Genomic DNA, 21,701 nt, shown 5'->3' with positions numbered 1-21,701 from the left:
CCTAGCGTCTGCAGCCATGGCTCGTCGCCCCGAGCCATGCACTGCCCTCTAGCCATCACCCTAGCCATGAGGACCTCCCATGACGCGGTTCACGCTTTTCACCTCGCTTTGCCTGACCGGCACGGCGCTGGCCTCGATTCCGGCTACAGCCATCGCCGCCCCTCCCGGCTATGACAAGATCGACACGGTCGTCGTCATCTATGCCGAAAACCGCAGCTTCGATAATCTCTATGGCGGCTTCCCCGGCGCCAACGGCCTGGCCAACCTTTCGGCCGGCCAGGTGCGCCAGCTCGACCGCGACGGCAAGCCGCTGACCGAACTGCCGCCGGCCTGGGGCGGCCTGACCGCCAAAGGGGTAACGCCGCCGGTGACCGAGGCGCAGTCGGCGCATCTCAGCAATGCCAGCTTCGCCATCGACGACGCCAGCGGCTTCAACGAGAAGACCTCCGTCATCACGCGCGACCTCTGGCACCGCTTCTATCAGGAGCAGATGCAGATCGACGGCGGGAAGAACGACAAGTTCGTCGCTTGGGCCGATTCCGGCGGCCTGGTGATGGGCCATTATGACGGCTCGGTGCTGCCGATGTGGGCGGTGGCGAAGAAATACGTTTTGGCCGACAATTTCTTCCAGGGCGCCTTCGGCGGCTCCTTCCTCAACCACATCATGCTCGCCTGCGCCTGCGTGCCGGTCTATCCCAACGCCGACACCAGCCCGGTCAAGGGGCAGATCGCCGTGGTCGAGGCCGATGGCACGACGCTGAAGGTTGCCGACAATTCGCCGGCCTCGGCGCTCGGCGGCGCGCCGAAATTCGTCAATGACGGCGCCATCACCCCAGACTTTTACGCCGTCAATACAATGCAGCCGCCTTACCAGCCGAGCGCCAACAAGCCGGCCGAAGGCGGCGACAAGGCACTTGCCGATCCGGCGCAGCCGACCACGCTGCCGCCGCAGCACGACATCACCATCGGCGACCTGTTGTCGCTGAAGGGCGTCAGCTGGGCCTGGTACTCCGGCGCCTGGCAGGCAGCGCTCGACGGCAAGAACGCGACGCCGGTGCCGAACTTCCAGTTCCATCACCAGCCATTCAACTATTTCGCGGCTTACGCGCCCGGCACGGCCGCGCGGGCCGAACATCTTAGGGATGGCGGCCTCGACGGGGCCGAATTCATCAAGGCGATCGACGACGGCAAGCTGCCGGCGGTGAGTTTCTACAAGCCGCAAGGCAATCTCAACGAGCATGGCGGCTACGCCGATGTGGCGAGCGGCGACCAGCATCTCGCCGACGTCGTCTCGCACCTGGAGAAAAGCCCGCAATGGAGCCATATGCTGGTGGTCGTCACCTATGACGAGAATGGCGGGTTCTGGGACCATGTCGCGCCACCGAAGGCCGACCGCTGGGGGCCGGGCAACCGCATCCCGGCCTTCATCATCTCGCCGTATGCGAAGATGGGCACGGTCGACCACACCCAATACGACACGACGTCGATCCTGCGCTTCATCACTGCGCGCTACGATTTGCCGGTTCTGCCCGGCATCGTCGCCCGCGACAAGGCGCTGCGCAACAACGACCAGCCGCCGATGGGCGATTTGAGCGCGGCTCTCGATCTCAGCCGCTAGGGCAGCTCAGGACCTCGGTGCGGCGCGATCTCATTGCTCTAGCCGCCTGATCTCCGGATCAGGTCGCGGCCGATCGGCTTTGGCGCCTCGCTGCGCAGCACCAGCGCCGTGGTGACAGCGCCGTGGCGGGCCACCGCGTCGACGATGGTTTCAAGCTGCGCCGGCGAGGGAACGACCACTTTCAGGATGAAGCAATCCTCGCCGGTCAGCCGGTGCACCTCGGTGATCTGCGGCATCTCGGCGAACTGCTTCAGGCAGGGCCGGATGTGCTCATGCGTGGTGCGCACCCGGATGATCGCCATCATGCCAAGGCCAAGTGCGACGGGATCGATCACCGCGGTGTAACCGGCTATGATGCCGCGCTCCTCCAGCCGTTTCACCCGCTCGGAGGTCGCCGGCTGCGACAGGCCGACCCGGCGGCCAAGCTCGGACATGCCGATGCGGCCGTTTTCCTGCATGGCTTCGACAATGGCGATATCGGTCGGGTCGAGCGGCGCGCGCTCATCGTTGTTTTTCATGGCCACCTTGAATCCATCGGAAATGCCGCGACTTTTCCGATGTTTTCCCATTCCCGGGATTGTGGCAAGACACCACCATGCTCCTTCAAAAGATAGGAGCAAGGCGACATGACGCATTTCATCATCCTGCCAGGCAGCGGCGGTTCGGGCCCGGCGCACTGGCAATCCCGTTGGGAAAGCGCCAATCCAGCGATGCGGCGGTTCCAGCCGTCGAGCTGGGACCTGCCGGATTTCACCGACTGGCTGGCGGCGCTGGAGGCTGCCGTGATCGAGGCGCCCGAGCCGCCGGTGCTGGTCGCGCACAGCCTGTCCTGCCTGCTGATCGCGCATTGGCAAAAGATCTCGCGGCGCCCGGTCAAGGCGGCGTTGCTGGTCGGTGTTCCCGATCCGGCGACGGCCGTGTTCCCGGCCTACGGCATGGCCTTTGCCAAAATTCCCGAGGGCCGGCTGCGCTTTGCCTCGCTGGTGGTGACGAGCACCAACGATCCCTATGGCGCGCCGGACTATGCCGAGGCGAGGGCGAAGCAGTGGGGCAGCGGCATGGCCATCATTGGCGCGTTCGGCCACATCAATGCGCAGAGTGACCTGGGCGACTGGCCGGAAGGTTTTGCGCTTCTCGACGGTCTGGTTTCTGAGGCTAGCGTCAGCCGCCATTCACCAGGGCAAGGATGAGTTTTTGCAGATTGCCGCCCTGGCCGAGTTCGATGCGGTCGAAATCGCGGCTGGCCTGCCGCTGTGCCTGAGACAGTTCGGACAGGCGCTTCGTCATCTCGGTGCGGATCTTGCTGCATTTGGGATCATCGGCGACGCTGAGGCCGACGGTCGCCGCCTCGATCTTGCGCACCATGTCGACGATGGTGGCGCCATGCACTTTTTCGTGGGCGCTGACGCCGGCGATGAAAACCTCCCAGTTCTTCTGGATTGCTGGCGGCAGCGGCGAGGAGGGGCTGGGCAAGGTGTAGGTGATGATGAGCTTCGGCCGTGCCGAGACCAGCACGCAGGCTCCGGCCCGCGCCTGATAGTCCCTGGTCCAGGTCAGCTTGAAATTGGTATGGGCGATGGCGCGGGCAATGCCGACCTTCGGTCCGTTGTCGCCGATTGCGCGATAGAGTTCCGGCCCGGACTGGCCTGATATGGCGTAGGTCTCGACCTTCTCGACCGGCTTCCAGTCGGCATGGGCGGCGAGCGGCAAGGCCAGCAGGGCGGCCAGCGACAGACACAGACGAACACAGGCTCTCAACACCGCTCTCCGCACAATCAGGACTGGACGCCGCGACGGGCGATGCCACGGAACCGCTTTTCCTATAGAATGCCGATGGGTGCGGCCGCAAATGCCTGAGGGGGAAGTCATGAGATATCTGATCGTCGCGGGTATGGTGGCGGCCTTGCAGGCCGTACAGCCGGCGTTGGCCGCGTCCTGCGGCGGCTGGAGCGCTGAGATGGAGGAGGACGAGGGCGGCAGCGTGCTGACCGCCTCGGTCTGCGGCGGGCCGAAAGGCGATGCGCATCTGATGCTGGCCTGTTTCGACACGCCGGTGCTGAGCTACGACCTCGGCGCCACCGGCCAGCAGCTGGAGCCCGGCATTAGCGGCCCGTTCGACTTCAAGGCCGACGGCAAGACGGTAACCAAGACGCTGCAGCTCGAAGCCATGTACAACTACTTCGTGGTGAACCTGGCCAAAGCCGATCCGCTGCTCGACCTGCTGCGCGGGAAAGGCGATGTGCTGGTCAGCGCCGCCAAATACGGCCAGACCAGTTTCCCGCTGAAGGGCTCGAGCGCGGCAATAGGCAAGGTGCTGGCGCAGTGCGGCAAGGCTAAGCCTGGGGATGCGGATTGAGGCTGATGCTGGCGGCGCATTGGCTCCGACATCTGCGATTGGCCTTCAGACCCCCAAACCTTCGTCATCCTAGGGCGGAGCAGGAGCGAAGCGACGTCGCGGAGACCCTAGGATCCATGCCGTGACGCCGGCCGAAGAATGCAACGGATCAGGATGTTCGGCTGAAGAATTGCCCGGTAGCCTTGGCCTATGACCGGCTATGTCTACATGACTGCAAGCCAGAAGGGCGGCACCATCTATATCGGTGTTACCAACGATCTCGGCCGCCGCATGCCAGAACACAAATCCGGCGAGGGTTCGCGTTTCACCAGCCGCTACGGCGTGCAGCGGCTGGTCTGGTACGAAGAATATTTCGATATCACCGATGCCATCCAGCGCGAGAAATCGCTGAAGCGCTAGTCTCGTCAATGGAAGATCGAACTGATCAAAAAGCCCAATCCGGAGTGGTTCGAGCTGTTTCGTGGCACGGGGTGGTAGGGCGCTCGATCTTGGACCGCTTTGGTCCATCGCAGGCGTCACGGTATGGATCCTAGGGTCTCCGCGACGTCGCTTCGCTCCTGCTCCGCCCTAGGATGACGAAGGCCTTCTCCCAGGGGGAGAAGGAGAGCCCGCTTGCCGCTGCCGGCAGCTCGCGATATCTCGACGCATGATCGAATTCCGCCGAGCGCAAGCGTCAGACGTCCCCGCGATCGTCGCCATGCTGGCCGACGATCCGCTGGGCGCCGGCCGCGAGGACGCCTCGCTGCCGTTGGCGCGGGGCTATGTCGATGCCTTCAATGCCATTGACGCCGATTCCAATCAGCTGCTGGCGGTGGCCGTGGACGGCAGCGAGGTGATCGGCACGTTGCAGATCACCTTTCTTGCCGGCCTCTCGCGCAGGGGCGCCTGGCGTGGGCAGATCGAGGCGGTCCGCATCGCCGGCCACAGGCGCTCGGGCGGCATCGGCAGGCAGATGTTCGAATGGGCGATCGGAGAATGCCGGGCGCGCGGCTGCAGTCTGGTCCAGCTCACCACCGACAGGTCGCGCTCGGACGCGCACCGCTTCTACGAGGATCTCGGCTTTACCGGCAGCCATCTCGGCTACAAGAAGACCTTGTGATGCCCGGCGTGGTTCCGGGCCGGCGCCAACTGGCGTATAGCGGAAGGCTGTCAGGCTCTATTCAAATTGCCGGGGAGGAGTGATATAGGTCAGTCAGGTTGACCTATATAAAAAATGTCGCGGGAGGCGCGCCTTGACCTTGATGAATCTGCTGGCTTCGCGCTCGTCGCGCATGAAGGCGTCCGAAATCCGCGAACTGCTGAAGCTCCTCGACCAGCCCGACATCATCTCGTTTGCCGGCGGCATTCCCGATCCGGCGCTGTTTCCGGCCGAAGCGATCCGCGACGCCTATGCCTCGGTGCTCGGCGGCGGCGAGGCGGCTGCGGCGCTGCAGTATCAGGTCTCGGAAGGCTATCTGCCGTTGCGGCGCTGGCTGGCCGGGCAGATGGGCAAGCTCGGCGTTGCCTGCGACGAGGCCAATATCTTCATCACCTCCGGCTCGCAGCAGGCGCTCGACTATCTCGGCAAACTGTTCCTGTCGCCGGGCGATACCGCGCTGGTGACATGGCCGACCTATCTCGGCGCGCTGCAGGCGTTCAACGCCTACGAGCCGCGCTACGACCGGCTGACGGTCGAAGGCGGCAACATGACGCCGGCGGCCTATCACGCGGCCGCCGCCGCGAATGGCGGCAAGGTCAAGTTCGCCTATCTGGTGCCGGATTTCGCCAACCCGACCGGCCAAACCTTGAACCGCCAGCAGCGCGAAGCGGTGCTCGACCTCGCCGGCGAACTCGACATCGCCGTCATCGAGGATGCCGCCTATCGCGCGCTGCGCTATGACGGCGAGGGCGTGCCGCCGATCCTGGCGCTCGACTGTGCTCGCTCCGGCGGCATCGACACGGCGCGCACGCTCTATTGCGGCTCGTTCTCGAAGATCCTCTCGCCGGGCATGCGTGTCGGCTGGGTCTGCGCGCCGCGCCATATCGTCGAGAAGCTGGTGCTGATGAAGCAGGCCTCCGACCTGCACAGCCCGTCGATCAACCAGGTTGTGATGCACCGCGTCGCCGAAGCCGTGTTCGACGGCCAGGTGGAAAAGCTCATCGGCGCCTACCGCGAGCGCCGCGACGGCCTGCTCGCGGCACTTGAAGCCAACATGCCTGAAGGCGTGAGCTGGAGCCGTCCGGAAGGCGGCATGTTCGTCTGGGTGACGCTGCCAGAGGGGGCCGACGCCACGGCACTTCTGGCGCGGGCGGTGAAGGAGGCGCGCGTCGCCTTCGTGCCCGGCAGCGCGTTTTTCGCCGACGCAACCGGACGCAACACGCTGCGGCTCTCCTTCACGCTCGCCGACCGGCGCGCGGTGAGCGAGGGCATACCGCGGCTGGCGGCCATCCTGAAGGGGTGAGCCCACGCAGGGCACACCCTACGCCGCCACGATCACCATGTGGTTGAGCTTGGAAAGCCGGCTGCGAGCCAGCTTGCGGATTGGTTTTTCGAACTCTTCCTCGCCGGTTTCGACGACGAAAACCAGTGTCATGAAATCGAGCATGAACTCGTCGATGGCCGCCGTGATCTTCTGCGATCTGCCCTTGAAGCGATGCAGCAAGGCGTTTGCTTCTTCGACGTCGTCGACACCGGCGCTGTCGACCAGCGCCTCAAGCCTCTGAAAACTGTCCAATTTGATTCCTCCCAGCCGCGCCTCAAAACTTGCCTTGGCAGAGAAAGTTCCAGCGGAGAGGGTTTTTGCGAAAAGAAATCGCCTCCACCGCTTGAATTTGCGTGAATTCGACGACCCGTTGGCAATTTTTTTGTTCGAATGGAACCTCTGCGGCACATAAAAGTTCTCACCGTGTCTGACCCCCGTCAGACATCTGAAAGCTCGGTACCAGCTTTCCAAAGGCCCGTCGGATCCCCCTCCCGGCGGGCTTTTCTGTTTGAAGGATCGACGGAGGGCTCCATGGCCGGACGTGTGGTGGGACCTGGCGGTCGGCAAGCACCTGTGTTGACGCCGCCCTGTGCTGACCTAAGTTCGCAAGCTCACAAGGAGGAATTTTCATGGAGCTGCATCGCGGCCGGCTTATCGATCATATCCAGCTCGTGGTGAGGGACCTCGCCGCCAGCCGGCGTTTCTACGAGGCGGTCCTGCAGGTACTCGATGTACCGATCGGCGGTGTCGGCGACGACTATTTCTGGGCCGACGAACTGTTCGTTTCCAGCGCCGACAGCCGGGCGGCGCAGGGAAAGCTCACCGGCCGTCATCATCTCGCTTTCCAGGCAAGGGACCACGCCATGGTCGATGCGTTCTACAAGGCCGGGCTCGCAGCCGGCGGCACGGACAATGGCGCGCCGGGCGAGCGGCCCTATCATCCCGGCTACTACGCCGCCTTCCTGCTCGATCCGGACGGCAACAACATCGAGGCGGTGCATCACGGCCCGGCAAAGCGCAGCGCCGCGTCCGTGACAATCACGTTCTGAGAGACTATTGGGAAATTCTACTCCGGCGGCCATCTAACGGCGTTTTTTGCGCTTCCGGTGCTCACAGACCCAAATGTCCGCGGCGCTCCGGTTCTCGAAGCCTCAACCGCCAGACAGAATTTCGAAACGGTCTCTGAGTGGCTTTCCAATCGCCGTGTATCCTCGTTTATGAGAATCCGAATCTGATCGAGGAAGCGCATGAGTCCACTGCCTGAAACCGTGCCGTTTTTCAGCCAGTGGGAAACGCCGGACATGACCATGGAGGTGCTGGCCGAAGGTGCTGAAGTCGCGCTGCGGCGCGATCCGTTGTGGCAGAATTCGGGGGCTGAGACACCGGACGAATACGCGGTCTGGGCCGCCAATATCTGCGGCATGGCGTGCCTGAAGATGATCCTGGCGACGCGCGGCGAGATCGTGCCGACTGTCGAGCTCGCCAGGCGCTGCACTAGATATGGCGGCTATGTCGTCAACGAGGGCTCGATCAAGGGGCTGATCTATGCACCCTTCGTCAAATTCCTTCGGCATGGGGGCCGAAGTGATGACCAATGTCGCGACATCGGACATTCCGGCGATCCTGGCGCGGTCGCGGTTTTTCATCGCTTCGGTCAGCAGCTGGATCCGCTGGCCCGAGCGCGAGCCGCCGGCGAAGGGAGGCCATCTGGTGCTGGTCACCGCGGCGTCGGACAAGGGGTTTCCGCTTTCACAATCCGTCCGGCCATGCCAGCGCCACACAGGAGAACGCAGTGTTGGCGGCGGTCGATTTCGACCGCTTCTTCGCCAATCGCGGCATTGCGGTTGCCATTTGATTTCTATCAGTTGAGGGATTTCGATGACGGACAAGACGAGGGTGGCCATCCTCTATGGCGGGCGTTCGGCCGAACATGACGTGTCGCGCCTTTCGGCCGCCAATGTGCTGAAGGCAATCGACCGGAGGCGCTACGAGATCGTGCCGATCGCCATTTCCAGGGATGGTAGGTGGCTGCTGCAAGCTTCGTCCGTCGGCGATGCGGCAGGGGCTCCAGTATCCGCGGACGGCGTGGAGGTCGCGCTATTGCCCGGCGGCAAGGGCAGGCTGGTCGCCGTGTCGCGGGATGGAACGCAGCCCGGCCCCGTCGATGTCGTCTTTCCCGTGCTGCACGGGCCGTTCGGTGAGGACGGCTCGGTGCAGGGCTATGCGGAAGTCGCCGATGTCGCCTATGTCGGCTGTGGCATCCTCGCCTCGGCCGCCGCCATGGACAAGGATGTCGCCAAGCGGCTGATGGGCGAGGCCGGCCTTGCCGTCGCCCGCTCCGTCACGGTCCGCGGCGAGCCTGTCTCCTTCGAAGACGCCAGGGCAAGGCTGGGTCTGCCGGTCTTTGTCAAGCCGGCGCGCCAGGGCTCGTCCTTCGGGGTGAGCAGGGCGGCCGACGGCACCAGCTTCGCCGCAGCCGTCGAGGCGGCTTTCCAACATGATAACAAGGTTTTGGTGGAAGAATTTGTCGAGGGACGCGAGATCGAGTGCTCGGTGCTGGAACGAGCCGACGGCACGCTGACGGTGTCGCTGCCCGGCGAGATCATTCCGGCCGGCAAGCACGGCTTCTACACCTATGAGGCCAAATATCTCGATGCCGACGGTGCGGTGGTCAAGGTGCCCGCCGATGTCCCGGCCACGGTTGCCGACAGGGCGCGCGACATGGCACGGCAGGCCTTCCAGGCGCTCGGCTGCGAAGCCATGGCGCGCGTCGATTTCTTCCTGCGCGCCGACGGTTCGCTGCTCGTCAACGAGGTCAACACTATTCCCGGCTTCACCGACATCTCGATGTATGCCAAGGCGCTGGCGGCATCAGGCATAGGCTACAGCCAGACCATCGACGTGCTGATCGAGCACGCGCTGGCAAGGCATGGGGCGCGAACGGTCTAAGCCTCGCCAGAGAACGCTGATGGCGGCCGCCTGATCGGCCTTTACGGGATATGGGGCGGCGGATTTCCGCCGCCCCATATCTTACCGGTCATGGATGATGATGGAGATGCCTTTCGGCATCGACTTCGCCAACCGTAAAGCTCTGGAAGCCTGGCATGAGCTGCCATATGGCCGCAAGGCCGATGATCAGATAGGCCAGGCGGGCCAGCATGGCGCCGCCGAGGACAGTGCCGATTACGTCATAGCCCGTTACACCCATGGACAGGAAGTTGAGACCGCCAAGGATGATCAGGGCGAGGGTGACGAGGTTCATGTTACGCATAAACGCCTCCTAAGGTTGCCTGACAAAAAGACGTCTGCAAAAAAAACGCCTTCCGTTTCAAACGGTTCCTTCGATCACGAAATTGTGAACGGGCGCCATTGTCCGTGAATGCAACCAGCTTACCCGACCCGACTTACTCGACCAGGATATGCGCTTCGCGCGCGGCCTCGACAAACGCCTCCCTGGCGATATCGGGGGACACCTCGCCGCTCGTGGCCCGGCGGCAGGCGCGTAGTGCGGACTGATGTTTCAGGCTGCCGGCATCGCGCCAATGTGTCGTCAGCAATTCAATGGCCTGCTCGGTGTTGGACAGGTTGCGGGTGGACCCGGTTACGCCGACCGAAACCACCACGGGTTTGGAGAACCATGCGGTTTGCATTGGAACCTCGACTGCGTTGCAGTCGTAAACGCTTCTGGCGGCGCGAGGTTGCATCGCCGCCAATCACTGTAGCGTGAGGATCGTCGCGCAACTTGGCTTATGGATACTTTGTCGTGGCCGGAGGGCTCGGCTCGCCCTCCAGTTCCTTCGGCAGCGGCAAACTTGAGCACCGCAAATGGATTTCGCGGGCGAAGATCTTTCGCTCCTTTTGCTCGTGCTCCTTGATGGCTGCTGCCAGCCCTAGTCCGTAGGGGCCAAGGAACACACCAGTCCCCCAACCGGGATGCTCTTTTTCGCGAGCATCATAGTTCGAAGCGTCGACACGGGCCTGTTGACATTCCGGCGATACCCATTTCGGGTCTTGCGTCGAAAGCGACGCTCCATATTCGACAGGAGAGCTCACACATCCAGTTGCTGCCGTGGCCAACGCGACTAACACTGTAAGTCTCATACAGGGTGCTCTCCAGGATTTTTTTCGAGAAGTACACAGAAGCCTCCTAGCGACAAGGGGACGCTGCGATGAGACTTGGGGAATACAGTTCTCGGCGCCGTTGATTTACCGAGAGGCATGACTGTCTGTTTCCAGCGCAACGTGCTCGTTCTACCGGTCGACCATCGCCATGGCGCGGGCCGATAGCTCGGGCCGGAGATTTCCGGCGCCATTGCTTCGTCGCGCGGCCATCTCGCGCCATCCCGATCATCGACCTGCAGCCGGTGACGAGCAGTTCGTCACCGGCGAAAGTTGCACGCCGGCTCAATATGCCCGATCATGACCGTTGGCAGGGGAGAGACCAAGTGGCGACCAATCGTCGAAACGGCATGGCGTCTCCGGCGCATGGATTGGAGGACATTCTTTCGGCCGCCGCGCCCCACCCGCGAACGTCATTGCCCAATGTGGCGACCACCGTCACGACGGTGGCGGCACTGTATTTCGGGCGCGAGGTTTTCCTGCCGATCGCCATCGCGCTGCTGCTGACCTTTGCGCTCGCGCCGCTGGTCGCAGCGCTGAAACGCATCGGCATCCCCAGGATCGCGGCTGTCATCGTCAGCGTGCTGGGCGCTTTCGCGGCACTCGCCCTGTTCAGCTTCGTTGTCGCTACGCAGGTCAGCGAACTGGCGCAGAACATCCCGACCTACCAGATCAACATCCTGACCAAGATCCGCTCGCTCAAGGAAACCGGCGTCGGGGGAGGCATCATTGCCAGGTTGAGCGACGTGGTCGAGCGTGTCGGACAGGAGATCGACAGGCAGGACGCTTCGCTGCCGGCGGCCACTCCAGACAAGCCGGCGCGCGAGCCGGTGCCGGTCGAGATCGTCGCGCGCCAAAGGCCGCTCGAAGTCCTGCAGAGCATCGTCGGCCCGCTGATCAGCCCGCTCGGATCGGCCGGACTGATCATCGTCGTGGTTATTTTCATGCTGCTCGAACGGGAGGATCTGCGCGACCGCTTCATCCGGCTTGTCGGTTATGGCGACCTTCACCGAACCACCGAGGCGCTTCAGGATGCCGCCAAGCGGGTCGGCCGCTATCTGCTCATGCAGTTGGTCGTCAACATCGTCTACGCCATACCGATTGCGGCTGGACTGTGGATCCTCGGCATTCCCAATGCGCTGTTGTGGGGTCTGCTGGCGCTGGCGCTGCGTTTCGTTCCCTATATCGGCCCGGCCATCGGCATGCTGCTGCCGCTGTTCCTGGCGCTGGCCGTGGCGCCCGGCTGGTCGCTCGTCCTGTGGACGGCCGCCCTGTTCGTGGTGATGGAACTGGTCACCGGCAACGTCGTCGAACCCTGGCTTTACGGCTCGCGAACGGGGCTGTCGTCGCTGGCGATCATCGTCGCGGCCATCTTCTGGACCTGGCTCTGGGGGCCGCTCGGGCTGGTCCTGTCGACGCCGCTCACCGTCTGCCTGGTGGTGCTGGGCAGACATGTGCCGCAGTTCGAATTCCTCGACGTGCTGTTCGGCAACGAGCCCGTGCTCGAGCCCCATGCGCGCCTCTACCAGCGGCTGCTGGCTGGCGATCCGGAGGAAGCCACCGACCACGCCGAGGAGATGCTGGAAGAGAAATATCTTTTCGAATTCTACGACAAGGTGGCCATTCCGGCACTTCTGCTGGGCGAGCGCGACCGCGCGCGCGGCGTCATGGGCGACCTGCAAAGACGGCAGGTGGCGGCCAGTGCCCTGACGCTGGTGGCCAACCTCGACGACGAAGCGCAACAGGAAGCGGCCGAGGAGGATGACTCGCCCGAGGCCGGGGACCCCGGCGACCATGGCGATGGCGCCGGCGAGGACGAGCCCGACCTGCCCGATGGCACAGATATGTCGGTGCTTTGCGCCGGCGGACGTGGCGAGCTCGACGATGCCGCCGCCGCGATGCTGGCGCAGGTGCTGGAAGTGCAGGGTGCGACCGCATCGAAAGCGGGCTTCGCCGAGATGGAACCGGCGAGCATTCGCCGCCTCGAGCTCGATGCCGTCGACACCGTCGTGGTCGGCTTCCTGAACCGGGATTCCGTCAAGCACGCGCGTTTCCTGGTTCGCCGGCTGAAGCGTGCGAAGGCGGCGCTGCGGGTGGGTATCGTGTTCTGGTCGGAAACCGGCAATGACGATAAGGAGGCGACCGCCAGGCTGGCCCAGGACATGAACGCGGATTTCGTCGCCCATGGCATGGTCGACGCCGTGGTCGGCGCGCTGTCAACCGAGCCGCCGGTTGCCCTCAAGCTCATCGCCAAACGCCGCATGCGCCGGCAGCGGGCCGCGCCCAAAAAGGTCCAGGCAGCAACCGTGAGCTAGGGGCGTCTTGGCACCGGGCGCACCGACCCGATTTGCGCGCAGCAAATACGCGCTCGCCCTGACCGGCGGGACGGGGTCCGATCTCGACGACCTTGGTCGCGCCGGTGCCATCCTTCGGTCCAAGCGTGAACAGCCAAGACCTGCAAGGTCATGGTTTTGATGCCTCCGATGCGTAATCGCAGTAATGGAAGCTGGCGAGATAGCCGGGGAGTACGCGCATGAACTCCTGTTGATGGGTCCAAGCTCTGCACTCGGCCATGGAGGTCATGGGTTTCACTTGGGGGACCCTGATTAGCTCCCCCTGGTTGGTCAGAAGGATTGTGACAGCGATGGCGGTGAACATGCAGTCATCCATCGACTTAAGGCTGGCGACATAATAACCGCCGGGGTTGGGACGGACGTCGGCTGAGGCTGCCTCGTTGACATGGTCAGAGCCGCAGAGTTTCGCGATGCGGGTATCCGCTTTCGCAGCCGTTTGCGCTGTCACGAGCACGGCGAGAGCGATGATGAGCTTGGCGCGTTTCATGTCATCCTCCCGTCCAATCCGGCACTGGTGGGATCACTTGGAAGCGAAGGCCGAAAGGGATAAGCTAGGGAGCGCGCCAAGAGGGTGAAATGTCCCGAAAGGCCTCTGAAATTGACCCGAAACCTGCTGAAACGATCACATTCGGCGGTTTTTTCTCGCTGACGAAAAGCAAGCAACTCCGAACCGTCGACGGTAAAGCGGTCGATCTTCGCAGCCAGTCCACCGAGGTGCTCTGCATGCTCGCGGCGCGACCGGGCGAGATCGTGTCCAAGGACGCGCTGATGCGGGCGGTCTGGCCCGATACCTTCGTGACCGACGACAGCCTTACCCAATGCATTGCCGATATTCGCCGCGCATTGAGGGACGACGCGCATGCGATCGTGGAAACCCTGCCCAAGAGAGGCTACCGACTGAATGCCGATCCATCGGACGCGGCGGACCCAAACACCGCGGCCGGCACGGAACGTGCCAAGACACGATTCTCGCAGCGCGGCTTCATTCTGGTTGCAGTCGTTCTCGTCGCGGCAGCGATCGGGGCATACTACGGCGCGGAAACATGGCGAGCCGCTCCAGTTCGTTCGAGCGACATGCCGAGGATTGCAATCCTTGCCTTCGACGACTTCAGTGCTGGCGGGGACAAGGGATATCTCAGTGATGCCGTCGCCGAGGGGATCATCACCGAGCTGGCGCGGAGCAAGACCTATGCCGTCATCGCCCGGAACTCGAGCTTCAGGTACCGCGGCCAGCCGGTTGACATCAGGCAGATTGGCGAAGAACTCGGCGTCGACTACCTGCTCGAAGGCAGCCAGCAGAAGGCCGGAGACCGGCTGAAAGTGACCGCGCAGTTGCTGAATGCGCATGACGGATCGCATGTCTGGGCCAACACCTACAACCGGGAGATCGGCGATCTTTTCGTCGTCCAGGAGGAGATCATCCGCACGCTTGCGGCTCGGGTCGGGCAAAGGATCGAGCGACCCTTGCCACAGAGCGACGCGGCCCGGGTTAGCGCGCTCATTTATCTCCTGATGGGGTCTGCCGCGAACGAAAAGGATTTTTCTGCCGCGGGGAACGAACTGCTGCGGCAGTTCAGCCTCAAGGCGATTGAAGCGGATCCGAACTCCCAATTCGGCTATATCGGGCTGGCCTGGTCCTATCGCTTTGACTCGGTATTCTGGCACAAGCAGGAAAACAACCCCGACGAGGCGTTGAAGCGGGCCGCAGAGTACGCCGACAAGGCCATCCAGCTCGCTCCGGACGATGCCAACGCGCATCAAATCCGAGCCCAAATCCATACTGAAGCCGGCGAGATCGAGCAGGCCATTGCGCAGTTCGATCAGGGGATCGCCCTGAACCCCAGCGCCTCGAATATCCTCGAGGGCAGTGCGGCCCCGCTGCTCTTTGCCGGCCGCATCGACGAAGCGATCGATCGGATCGAGCAGGCCAAAGGCATCGATCCCTTCTACCCCGACTGGTACAACTGGGACATGGGCTGGGCGCTCTATGAAAAGAACGATTGCGGGGCTGCGCTAACGGCGATGCGGAAAATGTCCCCAATCCCGATCGGCGCACACCGAATGCTTGCGGGGATCTACGCTTGTCTGGGAAACCAGCGGGAGGCAAAGGAAGCGCTTGCGGTTTTCCTCAAAGACTCGCCCGGCGACTCCATTAGCAAACAACGCAAGCAGTGGGAGAAGAATTGGACCGCCCCTGGCCCCCTCGAGCGCTGGATCGGACACATGCGGATCGCGGGGTTGCCGGAGTGACTGCCGACCGTGTGCGGTCCGGCAGAGCCAATTGGCCGCATAAAAACCGTTGAAGCCTTTGTGTTGCGGGCGGTGGTTGCCCTCAAAGCAAGATCATCCTTCAACTGAGTGCAAACGTCGGAAATTGGCGCGACTCCGACTTGCTCATCCGCGATGTCTGCTTCTGGGCGGAGACAAAATTTGCCTCTATGGCGGACATGCGGCGCGTTACAGTCGTTCAGTTGCGAGCCTCGCTTGCTGGCGTTGGGCAGTTGGGAGCCAATGGCATTTCTAATGGAACGCTAATATACATGGACGCTCGAAGGAGCAGCGCCTGCCAGATAGTTGAGGAAGGCCATGCGAAGGTTCATCGTCACGGCGGTGTGTATCGCCGCCGCAACAGTCGCCAGCGCCCATGATTGGTACGAAAACAAGTTCGATCCGCAGACGAAATTCAAGTGTTGCGGTGGTTCTGATTGCCGCGCCATACCTCGTTCTTCGGTGCGGATGAGGGTCGACGGCGGTTACATTTACTTGCCGCATAACTTCATCATCCCGCGGGACCGCGTTCAGGAATCCCCGGACGACCAGTACCATATCTGCGAGAATACCTACGTCGTTACCAATCAGTTGTATTTGCGTTGTTTTTTCGCGCCGCGCGTGAAGATCTCCCTACTCCTCCCAGGTTAAGGTCAATACTGCGCGTCGCTACCGGGATCGTTGCCGCGCCGCGCCGATAAAGCCGCGCCAGGCGCGGCGAATTCGTAACCTACTTGGCGGCCGTCTCCGATGGCGCCTCTGCCGGCCCCGAAGGCGCGGCCTCGGCACGGGGCTTGCGCCGTGAAAACAGCGACCTGAGCGTGACGTAGAACACCGGCGTCAGGAACAGGCCGACGAAGGTGACGCCGAGCATGCCGGAGAACACCGCGGTGCCGAGCGACTGGCGCATTTCCGCGCCCGGGCCTGTTGCGATCATCAGCGGCACGACGCCGAGGATGAACGAGAAGGCGGTCATCAGGATCGGCCGCAGCCTGAGCCGGCAGGCTTCGACGGCAGCCTCGGCGGCCGACAGGCCGCGTTCCTGCGCCTGCCGCGCGAATTCGACGATCAGGATCGCGTTCTTGGCGGCAAGCCCGATCAGCACGATGAGGCCGATCTGCACGAGGATGTTGTTGTCCAGCCCTCGGAAAGACACGCCGAGCAACGCCGCGAGCACGCCGAGCGGCACCACCAGCACAATGGCGAACGGCAGCACCCAGCTTTCATATTGCGCCGCCAGCGCCAGGAACACGAACAGCACCGATAGTCCGAAGATATAGACAGCGGCATTGCCGGTGTTGCGCTCCTGATAGGCGAGCTCGGTCCATTCGTAGGAGGTACCGGCCGGCAGCGTCTTTGCCGTGATCCCTTCCATCAATGCCAGCGCGTCGCCCGTGGAAACGCCGGGCGCGGCGTTGCCCTGCAGCGGCACCGAGACGTACATGTTGTAGCGCTGGACCAGCGCCGGGCCGGTGACGTCGCGGATCTCGATCAACGTGCCGAGCGGAACCAGCGCGCCGGTCGCCGAGCGCACCTTCAGTTTCAAGATGTCGGCGCGATCGAGGCGGAACGCCTGGTCGGCCTGCGCCCGCACCTGGTACACGCGCCCGAAAGCGTTGAAGTCGTTGACGTAGGCGGTGCCCAAATTGATCGACAGCGTCTCAAAGATGTTGGGGATCGGCACGTTCAGGATGCGCGCCTTGTCGCGATCGATCGCCAGGAAGAATTGCGGGCTCGACGCGGAGAACGTCGTGAACACGCCCGTCAGCCCCGGCGTCTTGTTGGCCTTGCCGGCGATGTCGTTGGCGAGCGCCAGGACCTGCCGCATGTCGGCGCTGTTGCGCTCCTGGATCAGCAGCTTGAAGCCGCCGGCATTGCCGACACCGCGGATCGGCGGCGGCGGCAGTGCGATAATGAAGGCTTCCTTGATGCTTTGCAGGCTGCCGAACAGATTGCCGATGACCTTGGTCGCCGACTGGCCGGCTTTCAGTCGCTCGTCAAACGGCTTGAACCTGGCGAAGATCACGCCCGCGTTGCTGGCGTTGGTGAAGGTCGCGCCGGAGAAGCCGGCGAAGGCGACTGCGTAGTCGACGCCTGGCGTTTTCTGGATGATCTGCGACGCCTGCTGGATGACCGCATCGGTCCTCGACAGCGAGGCGCCGTCCGGCAACTGGACAACGACGATCGCATAGCCCTGGTCGAGCGACGGAATGAAACCGCGCGGCACCGCCTGCACCATGTAGACCGTGGCGCAGATGAGGGCCGCGAAAACGGCCAGCATAGCGGCGATCGTTATCCACGAGCCGACCAGCACGCGGATGATGCTCGAATACCAATGGGCGACCCTGTCGAAGCCGCGATTGAAGCCGTCGGCGAGCGCCCGTGCGAACCGCGCCGGGAAAAAGCGCGGCGGCGCCGCCGCAGCCTGGTGCGGCTTGAACAGCAGTGCGGCGAGCGCCGGCGAAAGCGTCAGCGAATTGAATGCCGAGATCGCCGTCGACACCGCGATGGTGATCGCAAACTGCAGGTAGAACTGCCCAGAAATGCCGGGTATGAAGGCTGTCGGCACGAACACGGCTATCAGCACCAGCGAGATCGCGATGACCGCCGTTCCGACTTCGTCCATGGTCAGGTGCGACGCCGGATTGGGCGCCAGCCCTCTGGCGATATTGCGCTCGACGTTCTCGACCACCACGATCGCATCGTCGACGACGATGCCGATCGCCAGAACGAGGCCGAACAGCGTCAGCATGTTGAGCGAGAAGCCGGCGGCGTAAAGCACCGCCAGCGTGCCGATCAGCGACACGGGGATCGCCACGATCGGCACGATCGCCATGCGCCACGATTGCAGGAAGACGATGATGACGATGATGACCAGCAGCATGGCTTCGAGGATCGTCTTGTAGACCTCCCGGATCGACTCGGCGACGAACTCGGTCGGATTGTAGACGATGTCGTAGCTCAACCCCTTCGGGAAGTCGCGGGAAAGCTCCTTCATCTTGTCCTGGATCTCCGCGGCTGCGGCGAGCGCATTGGTGCCCGGCCGCTGGAAGATGGCGAGCGCCACCGCCGGTTTGCCGTTGAGATAGGAGTTGGTGATGTAATCCTTGGCGCCGAGCTCGATGCGCGCCACGTCCTGCAGCGAGATCAGGCGGCCGTCGTCGGTCGACTTGACGATCACGTATCGGAAGTCGCGTGCGTCGTTGAAGCGGCCTTGCGTGGTGACCGTGTACTGGAACGCCGTGCCGGTGTTGGTCGGCGGCGCGCCGATAGAGCCGCCCGACACCTGGACGTTCTGGTCGCGCAGCGCCTGCACCACATCGCCCGATGTCATCCCCAGGGCGGACAGTTTTTCCGGATCGAGCCAGATGCGAAGCGAATATTCGCGTTCGCCGAAGATGGTGAGGTCGCCGACGCCGTCGAGTCTGAGCAGTATGTCGCGCACCTGCGAGCGGGCGTAGTTCGAGACGTAGAGCTGGTCGTAGGTATTGTCGGGCGACAGCATGTGCACGACCATCATCAGGTCGGGCGAGCTCTTGGTGGTGGTGATGCCGAGGCGGCGGACTTCTTCGGGCAGGCGCGGCTCGGCGATCGACACGCGATTCTGCACCAGCACCTGCGCCTGGTCGAGATCGGTGCCCAGCTTGAAGGTGATGGTCAGCCCCATCGCCCCGTCGCCCGACGAATAGGACGACATGTAGAGCATGCCCTCGACGCCGTTGATCTCCTGCTCGATCGGCGTTGCCACCGTCGCTGCGACCGTCTCGGCGTCGGCGCCCGGATACTGCGCGCGAACGACGATGGTCGGCGGCGCGATCTCGGGATATTGGGCGACCGGCAGCTGGGTATAAGCAATCCCGCCAAGGATCAGCAGGACGATCGAAACGACCGATGCGAAGATCGGACGGTCGACGAAGAAATGTGCGAACCTCATTGCTGCAACCCGGCGGTCTCGGCCTTGGGCGGCAACGTCACCATCTCGACCTTCACCTTGGTGCCGGGCCTGGCGTGCATCAGCCCGTTGACGATGATCGTCTCGTCGCCGGTCAGGCCCTGGCGGATCACCCGGTAGCCGTCGAGAAGCGGGCCGGTGCGCACGGGCTTCGCCGTCACCATCCCGGCCTCATCCACCAGGAACACGATGCGGCGATCCTGATCGGCGCCGATCGCCTCGTCGGGCACCAGCATGCCGCTATGAGGCAGCGACCCCGGCACGTTGATGCGCCCGAACATGCCTGGCTGGAGAATGCCGTCGGCGTTGGGAAACGTTGCACGCACCCGCATGGTGCCGGTCGCGTTGTCGATCCGGTTCTCGGCAAAATCGAGCTTGCCTTTGAAAACTGCCTCCGCGCGGTCGGCGACGCGAACCACCACCTCGAGCCCGCCAGCGCCTTCCTGCATGCTGCCGCCGCGCTCCTTCGCGTCGCGGGCGTAGCTGAAATACAGGCGCTCATCGACGTCGAAATAGAAGTCGATCGGATCGCGCGTAACGATGGTCGTCAGCAAGGTGGAATCCGGCTGCACGAGGTTGCCGACCGACACCAGCCGGCGGTCGATGCGGCCGGACAAGGGCGCCTTGATCTCGGTGAATTCCATGTTCAGGCTGGCCGTCGTCAGCGCCGCCGTCGCGCCCTGCATCTGCGCCTGCGCCGAAAGGTATTCCCGCCGGCGGTCATCGACCGTCGCGGTTGAGATATTGCCGGTCTTGGCGAGTTCGTCGGCGCGATCCAGCTGCATCTTGGAGAATTCGAGCAGACTCTTGGCGACGTCCACTTGCGATTTGGCGGCATCATAGGCCGCCTGGTACGGACGCTGGTCGATGGTGAAGAGCAGGTCGCCCTTGTTGACCAGTGCGCCGTCCTGGAAGCTGACCTTGTCCAGATAGCCGCTGACGCGCGAACGGATGGCGACCTCGTCGACGGCTTCGAAGCGCCCGACGAACTCGTCGTCTTCGACGATTTCACGGACCACCGGCTTGGCCGCCGTGACCACGGGTAGCTGCTGGTCCTGCGCAAACGCGGTGCTGCTGAAAGCCATGCCGAGCAGGAATGCCGCCGACACGGCGGCGCGGGCAAGCCAGCCGGCCGGTCGACGGGTTCGCCCGCCCGCGTCGCGATCCTCAGGGGTGTCCATTTGCGTCCTCGCTCGCTGGACCCGGAGGTCGGTTGATCCGCTTCTACGCTCAGGCTTTTCGTCGAGATCAGAGCACTGCAGTGTTGTGCATGGCAACATGATCATTTTCCATGTGGGCTGAAATGTCCACCCTGTGGCTGCCCCGCACCGGGCTAAAGCCGATCGAAAGCGTGCGCAGAGGCGCGGCGCTTAGATCTTCGCGCTCCCGGTTGGTATTTCTGGATGATTGGAATGGCTCAGACTTCCGCCGGTTACTATGAAGGAGCTATTGCAGCCTTAAGCCGGGACGGGTTCGAGGGAGCACCTGATTGCCGCGCTTCCTCGCCGTCACTCGCAAGATTTCTACGCCACGCGTGGTTGAGCCGGCCTGGGTTTGACCACGGTGGCGAGTACGATGCCGGCGACGATGAGGGCCGCACCGACCAGATCGTAATCGTGCAAGTCCTCGCCGAGCAGCAGATAGGCGAGTATGGCGACGAACACCGTCTGCAGATAGAGCAACATGCTTGCCCGGCTCGCGCCGAGCGTTTCCACGCTTTTGTTGTAGAGATAGTACATCAAGGCGCCGCCGGGACCTGCCAGATAGGCGAGCGCGAGGATGCTGTGGACGTCCAAGGCGGAGCGTTCGTCGTTGAACAATTCCCACAAATGGAAAGGCAATGCGACCAGCGCGCCGGCGCCGAGCAGCAGCACGACCATCGGCAGGAGTTCGATGCCAAATTTGGCACGACGCAAAAGCACGGTGTACAGGCCCCAGCAGAACGCGCTGCCGACGATCCACAGTTCGCCGGCGTTGAACTTGAGTTGCAGCAGCGCCGTCAGGTTCCCGTGGGCAACGATGAAAATCATCCCGGCGAGCGCAACCAGCGCGCCAAGCGACTTCCACAGGCCGAGCGGCTCGCCAAGCACGAAACGGGCGAGCACCATCGTCATGACAGGTGACAGCGCCATGATGATGCCGGCCGTGGTGGCGTCGGTGTCGTTGAGGCCATGGTAGATCATACCCTGGCACAGCGTGAGGCCGATCGCCCCCACGGCGACGACCTCCAAGGCGCGAGTTCGCAAAAGCCCGATCATCGCGTCGTGATGATGGTGCACAATCGGTAGCAGGATTGCGCAAGCGAGTGTCAGCCGCCAGAAGCACAGGCCCCAGGGCGGCATTTCGGGCGCCACCCATTTGGCCGCAATATAGACCCCAGCCGAAAGCAGCCAGCACAGGACGGCGGTCGGATAGCCGGTCAAGGAGGATATGGGCCCGACCACGGGTTGCGCGGCTTGATGCGCTATCGGCATTGCCTGCATGTCATGCCCTCCCTTCGATGACGTCGGCCCGAGGGGCAATATAGCCTGCGTCGTTGGGTCGTGCATTCGTTTTGAAATGATGAGGTCGA

20 protein-coding genes and 2 pseudogenes are annotated in these 21,701 nt (G+C 63.3%); 12 read left to right on the top strand and 10 right to left on the bottom strand.

Annotated elements, in window-relative coordinates:
• Window positions 1–79 precede the first annotated feature (79 nt).
• Complete coding sequence (locus tag AC1DZU_RS29800) at window positions 80–1,618, top strand: acid phosphatase (RefSeq protein ID WP_477290295.1); 1,539 nt, start codon at window positions 80–82, stop codon at window positions 1,616–1,618.
• A 38-nt stretch (window positions 1,619–1,656) separates the two neighbouring features.
• Here the strand turns inward: AC1DZU_RS29800 and AC1DZU_RS29795 are convergent, their stop codons facing one another.
• Window positions 1,657–2,136, bottom strand: a complete 480-nt coding sequence (locus AC1DZU_RS29795) for an Lrp/AsnC family transcriptional regulator (protein ID WP_477290293.1) — start codon at window positions 2,134–2,136, stop codon at window positions 1,657–1,659.
• A 108-nt stretch (window positions 2,137–2,244) separates the two neighbouring features.
• Here AC1DZU_RS29795 and AC1DZU_RS29790 point away from each other — a divergent pair, with 108 nt between their 5' ends.
• Complete coding sequence (locus tag AC1DZU_RS29790; RefSeq protein WP_477290291.1) at window positions 2,245–2,808, top strand: RBBP9/YdeN family alpha/beta hydrolase; 564 nt, start codon at window positions 2,245–2,247, stop codon at window positions 2,806–2,808.
• Here AC1DZU_RS29790 and AC1DZU_RS29785 read toward each other — a convergent pair.
• Window positions 2,780–3,376 carry a DUF922 domain-containing Zn-dependent protease gene (locus AC1DZU_RS29785; protein ID WP_477290289.1) on the bottom strand — a complete coding sequence of 199 codons (597 nt, stop codon included), beginning with the start codon at window positions 3,374–3,376 and terminating at the stop codon, window positions 2,780–2,782. The genes AC1DZU_RS29790 and AC1DZU_RS29785 overlap by 29 nt on opposite strands.
• A 109-nt stretch (window positions 3,377–3,485) precedes the next feature.
• Here AC1DZU_RS29785 and AC1DZU_RS29780 point away from each other — a divergent pair, with 109 nt between their 5' ends.
• The 4 genes and pseudogenes from AC1DZU_RS29780 to AC1DZU_RS29765 all read left to right on the top strand — a co-directional run bounded on the left by AC1DZU_RS29780 (window position 3,486) and on the right by AC1DZU_RS29765 (window position 6,415).
• Window positions 3,486–3,974, top strand: a complete 489-nt coding sequence (locus tag AC1DZU_RS29780) for a hypothetical protein (protein ID WP_477290287.1) — start codon at window positions 3,486–3,488, stop codon at window positions 3,972–3,974.
• Window positions 3,975–4,163: 189 nt separating this feature from the next.
• Window positions 4,164–4,451 (top strand): annotated as a pseudogene (locus tag AC1DZU_RS29775) (GIY-YIG nuclease family protein).
• A gap of 169 nt (window positions 4,452–4,620) precedes the next feature.
• Entirely contained in the window at window positions 4,621–5,073 is a 453-nt protein-coding gene (locus AC1DZU_RS29770; protein ID WP_477290285.1) for an N-acetyltransferase family protein, read from the top strand.
• 142 nt (window positions 5,074–5,215) lie between these two features.
• The gene (locus AC1DZU_RS29765) at window positions 5,216–6,415 is read left to right on the top strand and encodes an aminotransferase-like domain-containing protein (protein ID WP_477290345.1); all 1,200 of its coding nucleotides are present in this window, start codon (window positions 5,216–5,218) and stop codon (window positions 6,413–6,415) included.
• A gap of 18 nt (window positions 6,416–6,433) precedes the next feature.
• Here AC1DZU_RS29765 and AC1DZU_RS29760 read toward each other — a convergent pair whose 3' ends face one another.
• Window positions 6,434–6,688 (bottom strand): hypothetical protein, encoded by a 255-nt coding sequence (locus AC1DZU_RS29760; protein WP_477290283.1) that lies wholly within the window; start codon window positions 6,686–6,688, stop codon window positions 6,434–6,436.
• A gap of 377 nt (window positions 6,689–7,065) precedes the next feature.
• Here AC1DZU_RS29760 and AC1DZU_RS29755 point away from each other — a divergent pair, with 377 nt between their 5' ends.
• From AC1DZU_RS29755 to AC1DZU_RS29745, 3 genes and pseudogenes are all read left to right on the top strand, one after another.
• Window positions 7,066–7,485: a VOC family protein gene (locus AC1DZU_RS29755; protein WP_477290281.1), complete on the top strand. Its 420-nt coding sequence runs from the start codon at window positions 7,066–7,068 to the stop codon at window positions 7,483–7,485.
• 198 nt (window positions 7,486–7,683) lie between these two features.
• A pseudogene (locus AC1DZU_RS29750) lies at window positions 7,684–8,291 on the top strand (C39 family peptidase).
• Between the two features lie 23 nt (window positions 8,292–8,314).
• Window positions 8,315–9,385: a D-alanine--D-alanine ligase family protein gene (locus AC1DZU_RS29745; RefSeq protein ID WP_477290279.1), complete on the top strand. Its 1,071-nt coding sequence runs from the start codon at window positions 8,315–8,317 to the stop codon at window positions 9,383–9,385.
• An 88-nt stretch (window positions 9,386–9,473) separates the two neighbouring features.
• Here AC1DZU_RS29745 and AC1DZU_RS29740 read toward each other — a convergent pair whose 3' ends face one another.
• From AC1DZU_RS29740 to AC1DZU_RS29730, 3 genes are all read right to left on the bottom strand, one after another.
• The gene (locus AC1DZU_RS29740) at window positions 9,474–9,707 is read right to left on the bottom strand and encodes a DUF378 domain-containing protein (RefSeq protein WP_095091343.1); all 234 of its coding nucleotides are present in this window, start codon (window positions 9,705–9,707) and stop codon (window positions 9,474–9,476) included.
• A gap of 133 nt (window positions 9,708–9,840) precedes the next feature.
• Window positions 9,841–10,086 (bottom strand): DUF982 domain-containing protein, encoded by a 246-nt coding sequence (locus AC1DZU_RS29735; protein WP_095091344.1) that lies wholly within the window; start codon window positions 10,084–10,086, stop codon window positions 9,841–9,843.
• A 97-nt stretch (window positions 10,087–10,183) separates the two neighbouring features.
• Window positions 10,184–10,537 carry a hypothetical protein gene (locus AC1DZU_RS29730; protein ID WP_477290276.1) on the bottom strand — a complete coding sequence of 118 codons (354 nt, stop codon included), beginning with the start codon at window positions 10,535–10,537 and terminating at the stop codon, window positions 10,184–10,186.
• Between the two features lie 344 nt (window positions 10,538–10,881).
• Here AC1DZU_RS29730 and AC1DZU_RS29725 point away from each other — a divergent pair, with 344 nt between their 5' ends.
• Window positions 10,882–12,870, top strand: coding sequence for an AI-2E family transporter (locus AC1DZU_RS29725; protein ID WP_477290274.1), 1,989 nt, complete (start codon window positions 10,882–10,884; stop codon window positions 12,868–12,870).
• Window positions 12,871–13,018: 148 nt separating this feature from the next.
• On the opposite strand, the gene AC1DZU_RS29720 is transcribed toward AC1DZU_RS29725, so the two are convergent.
• The gene (locus AC1DZU_RS29720; RefSeq protein ID WP_477290272.1) at window positions 13,019–13,396 is read right to left on the bottom strand and encodes a hypothetical protein; all 378 of its coding nucleotides are present in this window, start codon (window positions 13,394–13,396) and stop codon (window positions 13,019–13,021) included.
• Between the two features lie 89 nt (window positions 13,397–13,485).
• Between AC1DZU_RS29720 and AC1DZU_RS29715 the strand changes: the two genes are divergently transcribed.
• Window positions 13,486–15,159: a winged helix-turn-helix domain-containing tetratricopeptide repeat protein gene (locus tag AC1DZU_RS29715; protein ID WP_477290270.1), complete on the top strand. Its 1,674-nt coding sequence runs from the start codon at window positions 13,486–13,488 to the stop codon at window positions 15,157–15,159.
• Window positions 15,160–15,495: 336 nt separating this feature from the next.
• The gene (locus AC1DZU_RS29710) at window positions 15,496–15,828 is read left to right on the top strand and encodes a hypothetical protein (protein ID WP_143748947.1); all 333 of its coding nucleotides are present in this window, start codon (window positions 15,496–15,498) and stop codon (window positions 15,826–15,828) included.
• Between the two features lie 79 nt (window positions 15,829–15,907).
• On the opposite strand, the gene AC1DZU_RS29705 is transcribed toward AC1DZU_RS29710, so the two are convergent.
• The 3 genes from AC1DZU_RS29705 to AC1DZU_RS29695 form a co-directional block, all read right to left on the bottom strand.
• Complete coding sequence (locus AC1DZU_RS29705) at window positions 15,908–19,111, bottom strand: efflux RND transporter permease subunit (protein WP_477290268.1); 3,204 nt, start codon at window positions 19,109–19,111, stop codon at window positions 15,908–15,910.
• On the bottom strand, window positions 19,108–20,214 hold the full coding sequence (locus AC1DZU_RS29700; RefSeq protein ID WP_477290343.1) for an efflux RND transporter periplasmic adaptor subunit: 1,107 nt from the start codon (window positions 20,212–20,214) through the stop codon (window positions 19,108–19,110). The genes AC1DZU_RS29705 and AC1DZU_RS29700 overlap by 4 nt, the downstream gene beginning before the upstream one ends.
• A gap of 438 nt (window positions 20,215–20,652) precedes the next feature.
• Window positions 20,653–21,612, bottom strand: a complete 960-nt coding sequence (locus AC1DZU_RS29695; protein WP_477290266.1) for a DMT family transporter — start codon at window positions 21,610–21,612, stop codon at window positions 20,653–20,655.
• Window positions 21,613–21,701: the final 89 nt, after the last annotated feature.

The organism is Mesorhizobium sp. P2_A12, assembly GCF_056405075.1.
Note: the sequence above shows the minus strand (reverse complement) of the source record. Positions and strands in the feature narration are given on the sequence as shown.